The sequence below is a fragment of the Streptomyces sp. NPDC053755 genome, assembly GCF_040677675.1.
In the GTDB taxonomy this organism is placed as follows: domain Bacteria; phylum Actinomycetota; class Actinomycetes; order Streptomycetales; family Streptomycetaceae; genus Streptomyces.
Genome location: NZ_JBFASK010000009.1, coordinates 29870 through 45074, shown reverse-complemented (window position 1 = coordinate 45074; position 15205 = coordinate 29870). Strand labels below are relative to the sequence as shown.

The 15205-nt window shown below is 72.5% G+C and carries 13 protein-coding genes; 6 read left to right on the top strand and 7 right to left on the bottom strand.

Annotated elements, in window-relative coordinates:
• Nucleotides 1-10 precede the first annotated feature (10 nt).
• Complete coding sequence (locus tag AB0K65_RS11875; RefSeq protein WP_365715655.1) at nt 11-661, bottom strand: CoA transferase subunit B; 651 nt, start codon at nt 659-661, stop codon at nt 11-13.
• Nucleotides 658-1410: a CoA transferase subunit A gene (locus AB0K65_RS11870; RefSeq protein WP_365715654.1), complete on the bottom strand. Its 753-nt coding sequence runs from the start codon at nt 1408-1410 to the stop codon at nt 658-660. Before AB0K65_RS11870 ends, AB0K65_RS11875 begins: the two co-directional genes overlap by 4 nt.
• Before the next feature lie 173 nt (nt 1411-1583).
• On the opposite strand from AB0K65_RS11870, the gene AB0K65_RS11865 reads away from it, so the two are divergent.
• Complete coding sequence (locus AB0K65_RS11865; RefSeq protein ID WP_365715653.1) at nt 1584-2045, top strand: MarR family transcriptional regulator; 462 nt, start codon at nt 1584-1586, stop codon at nt 2043-2045.
• Between the two features lie 37 nt (nt 2046-2082).
• Here AB0K65_RS11865 and AB0K65_RS11860 read toward each other — a convergent pair whose 3' ends face one another.
• A complete protein-coding gene (locus AB0K65_RS11860) occupies nt 2083-3795 on the bottom strand; it encodes an IclR family transcriptional regulator C-terminal domain-containing protein (RefSeq protein WP_365715652.1) in 1713 nt (570 codons plus the stop codon).
• Nucleotides 3796-3995: 200 nt separating this feature from the next.
• On the opposite strand from AB0K65_RS11860, the gene AB0K65_RS11855 reads away from it, so the two are divergent.
• Entirely contained in the window at nt 3996-5183 is a 1188-nt protein-coding gene (locus AB0K65_RS11855; protein ID WP_365715651.1) for a 4-hydroxybenzoate 3-monooxygenase, read from the top strand.
• Nucleotides 5184-5211: 28 nt separating this feature from the next.
• Here AB0K65_RS11855 and opcA read toward each other — a convergent pair whose 3' ends face one another.
• Entirely contained in the window at nt 5212-6201 is a 990-nt protein-coding gene (gene opcA, locus AB0K65_RS11850) for a glucose-6-phosphate dehydrogenase assembly protein OpcA (protein WP_365715650.1), read from the bottom strand.
• A gap of 188 nt (nt 6202-6389) precedes the next feature.
• On the bottom strand, nt 6390-7643 hold the full coding sequence (locus tag AB0K65_RS11845; RefSeq protein WP_365715649.1) for an MFS transporter: 1254 nt from the start codon (nt 7641-7643) through the stop codon (nt 6390-6392).
• 221 nt (nt 7644-7864) lie between these two features.
• On the opposite strand from AB0K65_RS11845, the gene AB0K65_RS11840 reads away from it, so the two are divergent.
• Both AB0K65_RS11840 and AB0K65_RS11835 read left to right on the top strand, forming a co-directional pair.
• Nucleotides 7865-8689, top strand: coding sequence for an aldo/keto reductase (locus AB0K65_RS11840; protein WP_365715648.1), 825 nt, complete (start codon nt 7865-7867; stop codon nt 8687-8689).
• Nucleotides 8690-8734: 45 nt separating this feature from the next.
• Entirely contained in the window at nt 8735-9562 is an 828-nt protein-coding gene (locus tag AB0K65_RS11835) for an IS5 family transposase (RefSeq protein ID WP_365715647.1), read from the top strand.
• A gap of 17 nt (nt 9563-9579) precedes the next feature.
• Here the strand turns inward: AB0K65_RS11835 and AB0K65_RS11830 are convergent, their stop codons facing one another.
• Complete coding sequence (locus AB0K65_RS11830; protein WP_365715646.1) at nt 9580-10335, bottom strand: hypothetical protein; 756 nt, start codon at nt 10333-10335, stop codon at nt 9580-9582.
• Nucleotides 10336-10856: 521 nt separating this feature from the next.
• Entirely contained in the window at nt 10857-14270 is a 3414-nt protein-coding gene (locus tag AB0K65_RS11825) for a hypothetical protein (RefSeq protein WP_365715645.1), read from the bottom strand.
• A gap of 221 nt (nt 14271-14491) precedes the next feature.
• Between AB0K65_RS11825 and AB0K65_RS11820 the strand changes: the two genes are divergently transcribed.
• Together AB0K65_RS11820 and AB0K65_RS11815 are read left to right on the top strand one after the other, a co-directional pair.
• Nucleotides 14492-14872 carry a hypothetical protein gene (locus tag AB0K65_RS11820; RefSeq protein WP_365715644.1) on the top strand — a complete coding sequence of 127 codons (381 nt, stop codon included), beginning with the start codon at nt 14492-14494 and terminating at the stop codon, nt 14870-14872.
• A 71-nt stretch (nt 14873-14943) separates the two neighbouring features.
• Nucleotides 14944-15078, top strand: coding sequence for a hypothetical protein (locus AB0K65_RS11815; RefSeq protein WP_365715643.1), 135 nt, complete (start codon nt 14944-14946; stop codon nt 15076-15078).
• The last annotated feature ends 127 nt before the right edge of the window (nt 15079-15205 follow it).

Genomic DNA, 15205 nt, shown 5'->3' with positions numbered 1-15205 from the left:
GTGGTCCGGGTCAGCGCGCGGGTCCGGCCTCGGGCAGACGGACGTCGGCGGCGGTCCTGGCGAGGATCTCGTCGGTGCCGACACCGGGGGCCGTCTCGACCAGCACGAGGCCCTCGTCGGTGACGTCGAGGACACCGAGGTCCGTGATGATCCGGTTCACGCAACGCCGGCCCGTCAGCGGTAGATCACAGTTCTCCACGATCTTCGGCGAGCCGTCCTTGGCGGTGTGGGCCGTGATCACGAGGACCGAGCGCGCGCCGTGGACCAGGTCCATCGCCCCGCCGATGCCGGTGACCAGCTTGCCCGGCACCGCCCAGTTGGCGAGGTCGCCCCGGGCGGAGACCTGCATGGCCCCGAGGACGGCGACGTCGATGTGGCCGCCGCGGATCATGCCGAAGGAGAGGGCCGAGTCGAAGAAGGAGGCGCCCGGGAGGACCGTGACGGTCTCCTTGCCCGCGTTGACGAGGTCGGGGTCGACCTGGTCCGGCGTCGGGTAGGGGCCGGTGCCCAGGATGCCGTTCTCCGACTCCAGCACCACTTCCACGCCGTCCGGGAGGTGGTTGGGTATGAGGGTCGGCAGTCCGATGCCGAGGTTGACGTACTGGCCGTCCTTCAGCTCGCGCGCGGCCCGGGCGGCCATCTGTTCACGGGTCCAGCTCATCGGACGGTCCTCTTCTCGATCCGCTTGTCCGCCGCCTGCTCGGGCGTCAGTTCCACCACCCGCTGGACGAAGATCCCGGGCAGGTGGACGGCGTCGGGGTCGATCTCCCCCGGCTCCACGAGTCGTTCGACCTCGGCGATCGCGATCCTCCCCGCCATCGCCGCCAGCGGGTTGAAGTTGCGGCTGGACCGGTTGAAGACGAGGTTTCCGTGGCGGTCGCCCTGCGCCGCCCGCACGAGCGCGAAGTCCGTGCGGATGCCGCGCTCCAGGACGTACTCGGCCCCGTCGAACTCCCGGACCTCCCTCGCCGGCGAGGCCAGCGCGACCCCGCCCCGGCCGTCGTAGCGCCAGGGCAGCCCGCCCTCCGCGACCTGGGTGCCGACGCCTGCCGGGGTGTAGAAGGCGGGGATGCCGCAGCCGCCGGCCCGCAGCCGCTCGGCGAGGGTGCCCTGCGGGATCAGCTCCACCTCCAGCTCACCGGCCAGGTACTGCCGGGCGAACTCCTTGTTCGCGCCGATGTACGACCCCGTCACCCGCGCGATCCGGCCCGCCGCCAGCAGTACGGCGAGGCCGGATTCCATGGCTCCGCAGTTGTTCGACACGACCCGCAGGTTCCGCGCGCCCCCCGCGTACACCGCGTCGATCAACGTGTCGGGCACACCGCTGAGACCGAAGCCGCCGACGGCGAGCGAGGCCCCGTCCCGGACATCGACCACCGCCTCGGCGGCTGTGGCGACCACCTTGTCCATATCCCGACGCCTCCGAAATTCGTCAGTGCACTGAGCATTTCCTCACGACGCGGTCATGCTGGCACTCAATTTTTCGCACGTCAATGGGTTGCTAGGCGGAGCGCGGCCTGGACGGTATGGTTCCATTTTACTCAGTACACCGACGAATCAGGCGTGAAGCGGGAGTGACCACCATGGCCGCAGTGGATCTGACCACCCATCCCGGGCACCTCGCCCGGCGGCTCCAGCAGGCGCACCACCTGCTGTGGAACACCATGGTCTCGGAGGAGATCACCTCCCCCCAGTTCGGTGTCCTCAACGCGCTGACGGCCGAACCCGGGCTCGATCAGCGGACCGTCGGCGAGCGCGTCGGCCTCGACCGCTCCACCATCGCCGAAGTGATCACCCGGCTCATCCGCCGCGGCCTGCTCGACAAGGTGCGCGACCCGGGCGACGGCCGCCGGTTCCTGCTGCACGTGACCGCCGAGGGGGAACGGACGCACCGGAGGCTGACCCAGCGGACGGCCCGGATGAACCAGGTCTTCCTCGCGCCGCTCTCGGACGAGGAGCGGACGCAGTTCATGGACCTGCTGCTGCGGGTGTCGGACGCCGCGGAGCGACTGCGCGCCCCCGCGGAGCCGGCGGCCTCCGCCTGAGGCCCGGGAGCGCCGGGAGAACCGCCCGGCGGGACGGTCAGACCGCGAGCACCGTCGCGAACCGTCCCGCGACGCGAAGGTCCTCCTCGATCCCGGCCGCGGCGGCGCGCAGTTCGGGGAGCACGTCCCGGACACACTCCTCGACGGTGCGACGGCTGCTGTGCATGGCCACGTTGACCGCCGCCACGACGACCCCCGCACGGTCGCGCACCGGTACGGCGATCGACCTCAGCCCCTGCTCCAGCTCCTCGTCGACGAGGGCGTACCCCTGCTCCCGCACCCGGTCGAGCAACGCGGCGAGTTCCGCGCGCCCGGTGACCGTGCGCGGGGTGAGAGCGCGCGGCTCGGCGCCGAAGAGCCACGCCCGGCGCTCGTCGGAGGGGAGGTCGGCGAGCATCACCCGGCCCATGGACGTGGCGTGGGCGGGGAAGCGGGTGCCGACCGTGATGTGGACGCTCATGACGCGCCGGGTGGCGACCCGGGCCGTGTAGCGGATGTCCGCGCCGTCGAGGACGGCCAGGGAGGCCGAGTCGTGCACCCGCCGGGACAGCTCGCCGAGGTGCGGCGCGGCCATCTGCGGCAGCGGCATGCGCGAGAGGCACGGGAAACCGAGGGCGAGCACCCGGGGCGTGGGGCGGAAGAGCCGGCCCTCGGCGTGGACGTATCCGAGGTGCTCCAGCGTGATCAGGGCACGGCGGGCGGTGGCACGGGCGAGTCCGGTGGCCTCGGCGACCGCGCTCAGGGACAGGGCGCCGCGCCCCTCGCCGAAGGCGGTCAGGACCGTGAGGCCGCGGGCGAGCGATTCGACGAAACCGCGGCCGAGTTCCTGTTTCGAGGCGTGCGTCCAGGCCGCGAGGCCCTCGGGCGGCGCGACCGCGGCCTCGGGGGCCGGTGGCCGCCGCAGCGACTCCTCCCAGGCCGTCACCGCCGCCCGCAGCCGGGGCAGCATCGCGTCCCGCAGAGACACGGCGGTGTGGCGGCTGGTGTGGCTCACCACGCTCGCCACGCAGGCGAGGCCGCCGTCGGGCCCCCGTACGGGCAGGGCGAGCGCGACCAGACCGGGCTCGATGAGCTGGTCGTCCAGGGCCCAGCCGCGCTCCCCCGCCAGGGCCGCCCGGGCGGCGAAGTCCCCGCCGCCGGGTCCGTCCGGCGCTCCGCCGCCGCCCGCCGCGACTTCCGGAGGGACGGCGGTGAAGCCGGCGTCCCGGGGATCGGCGCGCCGGCGCGCGCGCCAGCTCTCCCACTCGCTCTCCGTCCATGCGGCGGCGAAGAGGGCTCCGGGGGCGGTGCGTTCGGCGGGCAGCAGATCGCCGATGCGGAAGCTGAGGGACATCGCACGCCGGCGCGTGGCCTGGTGGACGAAGCGGATGCCGTCGCCGTCGCCCACCGCGAGCGAGACCGACTCGTCCAGCTCGTCGGCGAGGGCGTCGGCGTGGCGGCCGAGCAGGCCGGGAAGACGCAGGGCGGCCAGATAGGCGTTGCCCAGTTCCATCAGCCGGGGAGCGAGGAAGACGTCGCGGCCGTCGAGGCGTACGTATCCCATGCGGGCGAGCGTGCCGGTGACCCGGTCGACGGTCGAGCGGGCCAGGCCGGTGGCGCGCTCCAGCTCGCTGAGGCTGAGGACCCCGTCGGCGTCGGTGAGTCCCCGCAGCACGGTGAGGCCGCGAATCAGCGGCGCGACGGCTTCCGGCGGGGCCGGGGTGTCCGGCGCCTCGTCACTCGGCGCCGTCGCGGTATCGGTGGGTGACATGGACTCTCCCTGACGGATCTTGGGGACACCGTAGAGGACGGACGGGGCGCGGGCCGGACCCTCGGCCCGGTCCGCGTCCGGCCCGGGCGGCCGTCGGCGGCGGGGCCCGGACCGACCGTTGACAGCGGGCGGCACCGGGCGCACACTCTGCCAATCAATGGGTGAAGTTTCTTTCACTATACGAACACTCGGGAGGCACCGTGCACACCACCGTCGGGATCGTCGGCGGCGGCCCCTCCGGGCTGCTCCTGGCACGTCTTCTGCACCTCGCCGGCGTCGACAGCGTGGTCCTGGAGAGCAGGGACCGCAGCTACGTCGAGCGGCGGCAGCGCGCCGGCATCCTGGAGCAGGCCACGGTCGACGCGCTGCGGGCCGCCGGGGCGGGGGCCCGCCTCGACGCCGAGGGCCTGCCGCACGACGGGATCGAGCTGCGTTTCGCCGGACGCGCCCACCGCGTGGACCTGCCCGGGTCGGCGGACGGCCGGCGGGTCTGGGTCTACGCGCAGACCGAGGTGGTCAAGGACCTCGTCGCCCTCCAGCGGGCGGAGGGCGGGCCGCTGCTCTTCGAGGCCGAGGTGCGGGCGGTGGAGGGCGCCGACACCGGCCGTCCGGTGATCCACTACACCCACGAGGGCCGCGAGCAGACGCTGACCTGCGACTACGTGGTGGGCTGCGACGGCTTCCACGGAGTGACCCGCACGGCGGTTCCGGCGGGCGCCCGGACGACGTACGAGCGGACCTATCCGTACTCCTGGCTCGGCATCCTGGCCGAGGCCCCGCCCGTCTACGACGAGCTGATCTACGCCCACTCGGAGCGGGGCTTCGCGCTGGCCAGCATGCGCTCTCCGGCCGTGAGCCGGCTCTACCTCCAGGTGCCGAACGGCACCGACCCCGCCGACTGGTCCGACGGCCGGATCTGGGACGAACTCGACGCCCGGCTCGCGCTCCACGCGGAGCCCGGATGGCGCCTGAAGCGGGGCCCGGTCGTCCAGAAGTCGGTGCTGCCGATGCGCAGCGCGGTGACGGAGCCGATGCGCTGGGGCCGGGTCCTCCTCGCCGGGGACGCGGCGCACATCGTCCCGCCGACCGGCGCCAAGGGCCTCAACCTCGCCGCCGCCGACGTCGTCGTGCTCGCCCGGGCGCTCGCCCACCGGGCCTCCACCGGCTCCGACGAACTCCTCGACGCGTACTCCGACACCTGCCTGCGCCGGGTCTGGCGTGCCGAGCACTTCTCGAACTTCATGACCACCACGCTGCACACCGACCCCGGCCAGTCCCCGTTCGACACCCGCCTGCAACTGTCACAGCTGGAACGGATCGCGAGTTCCCCCCACGCCGGCGCGGAACTGGCCGAGAACTACGTGGGGTTGCCGCTGGAACCCCGGTGACGAGGCCGGCGTACCGCAGCGGCTCCCCTCAGGAGGCGGCCGCCGACCGGTCAGGGGACGGAGCCGGCGGCGCGGCCGGGGACGGGGCCGAGGTCGGGGGCGGGGGCGTCAACTGGGCACGCAGCGCCGCCGCGTAGATCTCGTCCGGGTCGAGCCGGCGCAGCTCCTCCGCGATCAGTTCGGCCGTGGTCCGCACCTTCAGGGCGAGGACCCGGCTCGGCTGGCCGGGGATGGCGAGCCTCGCCACCGGTCCCTCGGGCCGGTCGATGCGGATCTCGCCGTCGGGCGTGCCCAGTCGGACGGCGGTGACGACCGGGCCGTCGGTCACGACCTGCTCGACCGGGACGTTCAGCCGGTCGACGAACCAGCGGGCCAGGAGTTCGGCGCTGGGATTGTCGGCCTCGCTCTCCACGACGGCCGAGACGACGGTCGTACGGGCCTGGTCCAGCGCCGCCGCGAGCATCGAGCGCCAGGGGGTGAGCCTGGTCCAGGCCAGGTCCGTGTCGCCGGGGGCGTACGACGCCGCGCGGGCCGCGAGCGCGGCCGGCGGGTCCTCGACGGCGTAGGCGTCGGTGATGCGGCGCTGGGCGAGGGCGCCCAGCGGGTCCTTGGACGGCACCTCGGGGGCGTCGACCGGCCACCAGACGACGACGGGGGCGTCGGGCAGGAGCAGGGGCAGGACGACGGAGTCGGCGCGCGCGCCGAGCTCTCCGTGCAGCCGGAGCACGACGGTCTCCCCGGCGCCGGCGTCGCTGCCCACGCGCACCTCCGCGTCCAGGCGGGGCGCGAGGCGCTCGCGCGGCGAGCGGGCGTGGCGCTTGATCACCACGAGGGTGCGCGAGGGGTGCTCGCGGGACGCCTCGTTGGCCGCCTTGAGCGAGTCGTAGGCGTTCTCCTCGTCGGTCACGATGACGAGGGTGAGCACCATCCCGACCGCCGGCATACCGAGCGACCTGCGTCCTGACAGGATCGCCTTGTTGATCTTGCTTGAGTTGGTGTCGGTGAGATCGATCTTCATGACCTGCGCCCGTTCCTTCCGTCCGGTGCGAGCCGCTTCTACCGCTGCTTCCCCGTAGCGCCCGCGGGACCGCGGTTCTTCCGCGGCGATTCCCCGCACTCTTCGGCACGGGAGGGGCGGGGGGCCGGTTTTCGGCCGACGACGCGCCGTACCGGACGTCCGAGAAGGGTGCCGGGCTCGCGGGTCGGTCAGTGGAGCGCCGAGGCGGCCGGGCGATCGGCGGCATCGCCCCGGACCCGCGGGGCGGCGGAGCCGGCGACGACGTGCGCGTCGGCGGGGACGGCCCGGCCGGCGGCCCGGTCACGGCGCTCGAGCCCCGCGGAGAGGAACGCGAGGAGCAGGGCGGCCGCGGCGAGGAGGGCGCCGACCCAGTTGGGGGCGGTGTAGCCGAGGCCGCCGGCGATCACCAGCCCACCCAGCCAGGCGGCGAGCGCGTTGCCGAGGTTGAAGGCGCCGATGTTCACGGCGGAGGCGAGGGTCGGGGCACCGTGGGCGTGGTCGAGGACGCGCTTCTGGAGCGGGGGCACGGTGGCGAATCCGAGGGCGCCGATGAGGGCGACGGAGATCGCCGCCAGGACCTTGTCGTGCGCCGTCACGGTGAAGAGGGCGAGGACGACCGCGAGGCCGCCGAGGGAGACGAAGAGGAGGGGCATGAGGCGGCGGTCGGCGTAGGCGCCGCCGACCAGGTTGCCGGCGACCATGCCGAGTCCGAAGAGGACCAGGAGCCAGGTGACGGAGGAGTCGGCGTATCCGGCGACCTCGGTCATCATCGGGGCGATGTAGGTGAGGGCGGCGAAGACCCCGCCGAAGCCGAGCACGGTCATGGCCATGGCGAGGAGCACCTGGGCGTTCCCGAAGACGGCCAGTTCGTGCCGTACCCGCACCCCCGCGGGCTTCGGCATGTCGGGGACGAGCCTGGCGATGCCGAGCAGGCCCAGGACACCGAGCGCGGCCACGATGACGAAGGTGGTGCGCCAGCCGACGGCCTGGCCGATGAGCGTGCCGCCGGGGACGCCGACCACGTTGGCGACGGTCAGGCCGGTGAACATCATGGCGATGGCTCCGGCCTTCCTCTCGGGTGCGACCAGCTCCGCCGCGACGACGGAGCCGATGCCGAAGAACGCGCCGTGGGCGAGGGAGGCGACGATCCGGCCGGCCACCATGACCCCGAAGCTCGGCGCGACGGCCGACAGGAGGTTGCCGAGGACGAAGAGCCCCATGAGGACCATCAGCATCCGCTTGCGGGTCACCTTGGTGCCCAGCACGGTCATGAGCGGGGCGCCGACGACGACGCCGAGGGCGTAACCGGTGACCAGCAGGCCCGCCGTGGGGATGGAGACACCGAAGCCGGCCGCGACATCGGGCAGCAGGCCCATGATCACGAACTCGGTCGTGCCGATCCCGAAGGCCCCGATCGCGAGGGCGAGAAGCGCGAGTGGCATTGAAGAGCACCTTCCACGTGATTGCGCGAGCGCTTTACTTGCGCCGACAATACTTGCAGACGCGCTTTAATTGCAAACGCGGGGTTCCAGGACCCGGAACCGCAGACCGGAGGGCGTCGACATATAACCAGCGTGTGCAATTATTGTGTACGCCTTCAGCCGGTGTACGCAACGAGCGTGTTCTCGGCTGTCCCCTCCCCCACGAAAGGTTCGGGCACGTCATGGCCCTCGTCCCCACCGTCACCCTCAACAACGGCGTGGAGATCCCGCAGCTCGGCTTCGGCGTCTTCCAGGTCTCCGACGAGGAGACCACCGCCGCCGTCACCGCCGCCCTGGAGGCGGGCTACCGCTCCGTGGACACCGCCGCGATCTACGGCAACGAGTCCGGCGTCGGCCGGGCGCTGGCCGCGTCCGGCCTCGGCCGCGACGAGCTGTTCGTCACCACGAAGGTGTGGAACGCCGACCAGGGCTACGACGCCACGCTGCGGGCGTTCGACGACAGCCTCGCCAAGCTCGGCCTCGACCACGTCGACCTCTATCTGATCCACTGGCCGGCCCCCGGCCGGGGCCTGTACCAGGAGACCTGGCGGGCCATCGAGAAGCTGGTCGCCGACGGCCGCGTCCGGGCCGCCGGGGTCTCCAACTTCACGCCCGCGCACCTCGACCGGCTCCTGGCCGACGCCACGCTCGTGCCGGCCGTCAACCAGGTCGAGCTGCACCCCGCCCTGCAGCAGAGCGAGCTGCGCCAGCACCACGCCCGGTTCGGCATCACCACCGAGGCCTGGAGCCCGCTCGCCCAGGGCGCCGTCCTGGGCGAGGCCGCCCTGCGGGAGATCGCCGCCCGCCACGGCAGGTCACCGGCGCAGGTGGTGCTGCGCTGGCACCTCCAGCTCGGGAACGTCGTCATCCCCAAGTCCGTCACGCCGGCCCGGATCCGCGAGAACATCGACGTCTTCGACCTCACGCTGACGGCCGACGAGATGACCGCGATCAGCGCCCTCGACCGGGGCCTGCGGACGGGGCCGGACCCCGACACGCTCGACTAGGAGCTGTCGTCAAAGTGATCTCGGATTGTGGATCATGGTGTGGTGATGCGTCGTCATGAACTATCCGATGCCGAGTGGGATCTGATACGCCCGTTGCTGCCCCGGCCTGCGCTGGGGCGGCCCCGGCTGGACGACCGGATGGTCCTGAACGGGATCGTGTGGAAGTTCCGCACTGGTGTCCCCTGGCGGGACGTGCCCGAGCGATACGGTCCGTGGGCCAGCCTCCACACGCGTTTCCGCCGCTGGGCGGCGGACGGCACGTTCGACCGGATGCTGCGGGCTGCGCAGGCGAAGGCGGACGCCGCGGGCGATATCGACCGGCTGGTGTCGGTCGACTCGACCATCGTTCGCGCCCACCAGCACGCCGCCGGGGCCCGAAGGGGGCACCAAAGCCCGGCCCTCGGCCGGTCCCGGGGCGGCCTGACCAGCAAGGTCCACCTCGCCTGCGACGCGATCGGCCGCCCGCTCGCGTTCGTCCTGACCGGCGGGAACACCAGCGACTGCACTCAGTTCACCGCGGTGATGGACGCCATCCGGGTGCCCCGGACTCGACTGGGCCGACCCCGGACCAGGCCCGATCACGTCATCGGCGACAGGGGCTACAGCTCGAAGGCGATCCGCACCTGGCTACGGCGCCGCGGCATCAGGCACACCATCCCCGAGCGGGCCGACCAGGTGCGCAACCGTGCCCGGAAGGGCGCCCTCGGAGGCCGCCCTCCGGCCTTCGACAAGGACGTCTACAAGCACCGCAACGTCGTGGAGCGGTACTTCAACCGCCTCAAGCAGTGGCGAGGCATTGCCACCCGCTACGACAAGACCGCCCAGTCCTACGAAGCAGCCGTCACCCTCGCATCACTCCTGATGTGGGCCTGACTTTTTGACGATAACTCCTAGGGCAGGTTCATGATCACGACCAGGAAGACGACGAAGGCCATCACGCCGAGACCGACGAGAAGAACCAGCAAGGCGAAGACCGCGTCCCCGGCGATCTTGAGCGGCGAGTAGCACAGCGTCCTTCTGTCCGGATCGGCCGCGGCATAGGCGACGTAGGGATTCCCCTGGACCTTCTTGTCGTGGATATCGCGCCTCGCGCCGTCCAGCTCCGTGTAGGCGTAGGTCGCGGTCCTGAGGTACTCCGTGACCACCGTCGCCTCGACGGTGATGCCAGACCGGGGCAAATGCCACTGCAGGAACACGAAGTACCAGGCGAAAGCACCGAACCACGTGATCCCGAGGCCGATGGGAGCACCCACCAGCGCCACAATCGCGCTGGGCAGGTCACCCACGATCCAGGCGACCAGGGCGGAGGCGGCCGACAGTACACCGATGCCGATCGCCGGGTTCCTGAGCGGATCGCTTTCGGGCGCGGGCTCTGTGTACGTGGACACCAGTGTCGAGCCGTCGACCGTCCCGCTCTCCTCGGTACGCTCGGGCAGGGCCGCGGTGACCGCCGGGACGAACAGCGCCGCGGCGGCCTGGCTCACGCCGTCGACGCGGTGCACGGCGGGAGCGGTTCCGGCCGGGGCGCGGAGCTCGACCGTGACAGCGCGCCCCTCCAGGCGGACGCGCGCGACCGCCTGGAGGGGGATGGTCACCTCCTCGGCGTCCCGACGCCATGTCAGCGCATCACCGGTGAACTGGAGCACGGTTCCGCGGGAGCCACGCAGGACAGGTACGAGCGACGGGTTCGACATGTCGAAGATCGTAAAAGGCATGAAGACCCGCGGGGAAGGGAGGGGGACGAGACCGAATCCGGATACCCGTCCCATTCCCCGCCCTCCGTGGCGTGACACCTACCCGGGAAGAGCCTCGGACGGCCCGGCCTGCGGTGCTTCAATCGCTTGAAACAGTGGCGCGGCATCACCTGCTACGAGAAGACCGCCCAGTCCTACGAGGCACCCGTCACCCTCGCATCACTCCTGATGTGGGCCTGACACTTTGACGACAGCTCCTAGGGAGGGTCCGGAAGGTATCGGCGTCCGGCCCAAGGCCGGGGGCCGGCGAGACGTTCCGGACACGACCCAGGGCGCTGCCCGGCGGGTGCGCGCTGCCGACGGGCACGGCGCACGCCCGGGCGGTGGGCGCCCCCCGCGGTGCGTACCGGTTCTCGGACGACGAAGGCCACCCGGGAGTCACCGGGTGGCCTTCGCCCTGTCTCCGCGTCAGGTCACTCGGCGTAGAAGCCCTGCACGTCGGCGATCAGGTCCGCCGACCCGGCGTGGTTGTAGAAGGTGACCTTGCCGTCCTTGACGGGGACGACGACGAGGTTGGAGACGGTCGTCCCGGCCGGCACGTTCAGGTTCGACGCGCTCGTACGGGTGGTGCCGTACGGGTAGGCCGTGACGTACGTGCTCGCCGTGGTGTTGGTCGCCGTCACGTTGAGCACGACGGCGGTGGCGCCGGTTGCGGGGATCCCGTCCTTGCCGGCGACGGTCAGGGTGACCGTCCCGCCCGGCCCCACCGTCGCCTTGGCGACGCCGATGCCGCCGCGGGTGTCCATGAGCCGGGCCGGTGCCAGCGGCTCGTAGAGCGACCCCACGTTCGCACCGCTGTAGTAGCCGGCCACGTCGGCGATCAGATCGACCTCGCCGGCGTGGTTGTACAGGTCGACGCCGCCGTTCTCGACGGGCACGACCACCAGGTTCGAACGGGTCTCGCCGGCGCCCGGGTTGAGGTGCGAGCCGACCACCGGCGCGCCGGCCGGCAGGGCCGCGACGAAGGTGCCGGCCGTCACGTTGGTCGCCGTCACGTTGAGGACGACGGCCGTCACGTCGGCGCCGCCCGCGGCGGTGCCCTGGAGGGACAGGTGCGCCCGGGCGCCGCCCTTCACCTTGGCCCGGGGAGCGCCGAGGCCCGCACGGGTGTCGAGGGCACGCCAGGGAGCCATCGGCTGGTACAGGGAGCCCGAGTCGTCCCACCGCGTGTGGGCACCGGCGACGTCGGCGATGAGGTCGACCGTACCCGCGTGGTTGTAGAAGGTCGCCTTGCCGCGCTCGACCGGGACGATCACCAGGTTGGAGACGGTCTTCCCGGCGGGCACGTTGAGGTTCGACGCGGAGGAGCGGGGGGCGCCGTCCGCGTACGCGGAGACGAACGTGGCCGCCGTCGCGTTGGTCGCGGTGACGTGCAGCGCCACCGACGTGGTGGTGTACACGTTCACGCCCGGGACGTCCGAGACGTCGACGGTGACCGTGCCCTTCGGGCTCACCTTGCCCTGCGCGGCACCGGTGCCGGAGCGGGTGTCGAGCACGCGCCGGGGCGGCAGGCTCGTGAAGGAGCTGTTCGCCGGGGAGGCGCCGCCGCGCAGGACGGTGCTGCCGGTCAGCCTCACCTCGGCGCCCGCGGCGCCGTCGGGCCGTGTGGTAAGCGTCCAGGCGTACTCCCCGTTGGGCAGCAGCGTCCCGGCCTCGTCCCTGCCGTCCCAGGTCGGGTTCAGCCAACGGCCGTCGGTGCCGGAGGCCAGCTCGCTGACCTTGCCGGTGCGGAGGTGGCGGGCCGTCAGGGTCCAGGCCCCGAGGGGCCGGGACGGAGTCACCGCCGTGAGGACGGTCGGGTTCGCGGTGTCGCGGGCCCGTACGAGCGGGGCGTCCTCACGGGAGAGGACGGTCGGCGGCTGCGGAGCGATGCCGCTGGGGACGACGTGGATCCGTTCTTCGGCGTCCGCGTAGGCGAGGTGTCCGCCGAACCGGTCGACGGACCAGCGGACCCGGCGCTGGGACGTGCCGGTGTCGGGCAGGTCGCCGACGACACGGCTGACGGCCGGCGCGGAGACGTCGGTGCCGGTGAGGACGAGCTTGCCGGCGGCCTTGTCGTGGGTGACGACATAGCCGTCACCGAGCAGGGCCTCGTCGGACGGGACGGCCCGGGACTTCTTCGCCGTACGGTCGTAGACGCCGGCGGGACCGCCCGTGCCGCAGGACCAGTAGAGCCGACGTCCGGCGGCCTGGAGCTCCTGGGGCACGCACGGGGCACCCGTGTTCAGGGCCTCGACCGTCTTTCCGGTCTTCAGGTCCTTCGCGGTCACCGCGCCCTCCTCGGCGCCGGCACTCCACAGCCAGGAACCCCACAGGGCGGACGCGACGGGGGCGCGCTCCTCGAGCACCTGCGTCTTCTCGTGGTCCTGCCCCAGCAGCAGGACGCGCTGCTCGGTACCCGAGCGCGTGGTGACGTCCATCACCAGATACGGCCCGCTCAGGTCACGGACACGGGAGGCGCCGCCCGCGTGGGCGGAGAGGAATCCGCCCTTCTCCCAGCCCTGGACGACGACGTAGCCGTCGCTGCCGCCGATGTGCGTCAGGAAGCGGCCGTCGCCCGTCGGCCAGTACTCGGTACACGCCTGGTCGGCCGCCGGGCACGGGTCCGCCATGAGGCTCTCGGCGGACCTCTCGCCGTAGGCGAGGGCGCCGCTCGTGCTGAGCTCGCGGCTCCACGCCCGGGTGTACGCCGAGTCGTCGTCGCTGTGGTCGACGACCGCCAACTGCCCTTGGGCGAGTGCGAGGCGCTCCACGGGGACGGTCGTACCGGGGATCTTCTTGACCGTCGTGACCACCGGCTTGCCGTCGGCACCCGGCGCGATGCGCCGCACCGCCCAGTCGGCGCTGCTGGGGCCGCCGACGGTGACGGCGGTGCCGTCGGTGCCGGAGGCGAGGCCGCGGGTCTGGCCGGTGAAGATGTCGACCGGGTCGCCCCCCTTGATCGGGACGGCCTCGATCCTGCCGTACGGGGCGTGCACGATCCAGTCGCCGACGAGGGACAGGGTCGAGCCGATGGCGACGACCGGCACCTCGACGAGCGGGGCGGAGGGATGCGTACGGGAGGCGACGAAGACGGTCTTGTTGTCGTAGTCGCCGAAGAGGAGGACGTGGGTGGGGGAGATCTTGGCCTGGGTGTAGTCCTCGGGCACGAGCGGCAGGGAGCCCTCGGCCTTGCCGGTCGCGGCGTCCACCAGGGTGTAGCGCCGCTTGCCGCCCGAGGCGGCGCCCTGGAGCACCAGCGAGGATCCGTCGCCCGCCACCGCGGTTCCGAGGTCGGTGCCCTCCGGCTCCTCGACGGTGACGTCGGCGGTGCCGCCGCCGGCTTCGGCGGACAGGATGTGGGTGCGGCCCGTGACCGGGTCGTCGGCGACGGCGCGCAGCCCGTAGACGTTCGGCTCCTTCAGCCCCGCCGCCAGGGTCAGGGTGTCCACGGCGCCGTCGGCGTGGCGCAGTTCGACCCGGTCCGCCGTCACGTAGGCGAGGGCGTCGGTCCCGGTCCCGCGGCCCGCACCAGGAGCATCGCCGAGACCGGGGACCTCGAAGGTCTTGCCGTCCTGGTAGCGCGTCCACACCGGGTTCGGACCGTTCTCGCTGAGGAAGACGCCTTCGGCTCCGACGCTGTCGGAGTCCCCCTCTTCCGCCTGTCCGTACCGGTAGACGCGGTCCCAGCCTGGCGTCTTCTTGACGGCGGCCGGGATCACCAGCTCCTGCGGCGCTCCCGGCTCGTCGGCCACGGCCGGTGACGCGAGCGGTATCAGCGTTCCCGATCCGATGACGAGTCCGAGCGCGGCGATGGAAACCCTCCGCGCGAGGGCATGACGAACCACGTGGTTCCCTCCCCATTCCCCGGGCGTGCTCCCGGGCGGTCTCCCCGGGCCTGTGCTGCTGTCCCGCCCGCTCGGTCCCCCCGGCGCGGGCGTAAGGAGCGTAGCAGCGTGATCACTTCGCCGGCGCGAATTTTCGAACCGGTTCAGGTCCCTCGCGCCCGGCGCGAACGGTGCGGGAGCGGACTCGGGACGCTCGCGATGCGGATCGCAGGGATCGACCTGTGGTGCATCACCGGGTGGTGGCCATCGGTTCGGCCGAGTGCGCCCCCACGACTCCGGCTCTCGACGACGGGCCCGCTGCCGCCTGCGACACCCGCCTCATCGTCCGCGTGCAGGCCCAGGCCGTGACGGAGCCGTTCCCCTTCGTTGACAGCACACCTCGGGCGTTCACCCGCGGGGCGAAGTCCCTGGGCGGCCAGGACCACCCGAGCCGGATCGTTGCCCAGGGCCGCCGGCGCGGGGCCTCGTCCGACGAGGACATCATGGCCGCGGCCGGCGGCACCGGGGAGCTGCGGGGCGTGGCGGGCGCGGTGATGGACGAGCGGCGGCGCTACGAGTACCCCCCGCGACCAGGCGATCCTGGTCGACGTCGCAGCCGCTGAAGGTCGACGGACATGACGCCTGGCTGCTGGTCAGCGAGATCCACTTCCCCCAGCGCGGGGTGCCGTCCACGATGGACCTGAACGCGGTCCTCGTGGTCGACACCGGGCGGGTCCGCCCCTCGGTGCTGTGGGTCGTACTGCCGGAGACGAACAAGAAGCTCCGGCCGGACCTGAACACTCTGGTCACATCCGTCCAGGTCCGCTGACCTGCACCGATACGGGACGGGCCCGGGCGCGCGACGCTTCCCGGACCCCCGCGCAGGACACCTGGGCGGGTAGGGACAGCCCCGGCCGGGAACGCCCCGCACGCGCCGCCGGGCGGGGAGGGCTCGC

Bases quoted from the DNA above. Each gene is read 5' to 3' on its own strand.
- AB0K65_RS11815 (WP_365715643.1), top strand. From the start codon at position 14,944: ATGGACCTGAACGCGGTCCTCGTGGTCGACACCGGGCGGGTCCGCCCC.
- AB0K65_RS11845 (WP_365715649.1), bottom strand. From the start codon at position 7,643: ATGCCACTCGCGCTTCTCGCCCTCGCGATCGGGGCCTTCGGGATCGGC.
- AB0K65_RS11835 (WP_365715647.1), top strand. From the start codon at position 8,735: ATGCGTCGTCATGAACTATCCGATGCCGAGTGGGATCTGATACGCCCG.
- AB0K65_RS11860 (WP_365715652.1), bottom strand. From the start codon at position 3,795: ATGTCACCCACCGATACCGCGACGGCGCCGAGTGACGAGGCGCCGGAC.
- AB0K65_RS11865 (WP_365715653.1), top strand. From the start codon at position 1,584: ATGGCCGCAGTGGATCTGACCACCCATCCCGGGCACCTCGCCCGGCGG.
- AB0K65_RS11840 (WP_365715648.1), top strand. From the start codon at position 7,865: ATGGCCCTCGTCCCCACCGTCACCCTCAACAACGGCGTGGAGATCCCG.
- opcA (WP_365715650.1), bottom strand. From the start codon at position 6,201: ATGAAGATCGATCTCACCGACACCAACTCAAGCAAGATCAACAAGGCG.
- AB0K65_RS11875 (WP_365715655.1), bottom strand. From the start codon at position 661: ATGAGCTGGACCCGTGAACAGATGGCCGCCCGGGCCGCGCGCGAGCTG.
- AB0K65_RS11870 (WP_365715654.1), bottom strand. From the start codon at position 1,410: ATGGACAAGGTGGTCGCCACAGCCGCCGAGGCGGTGGTCGATGTCCGG.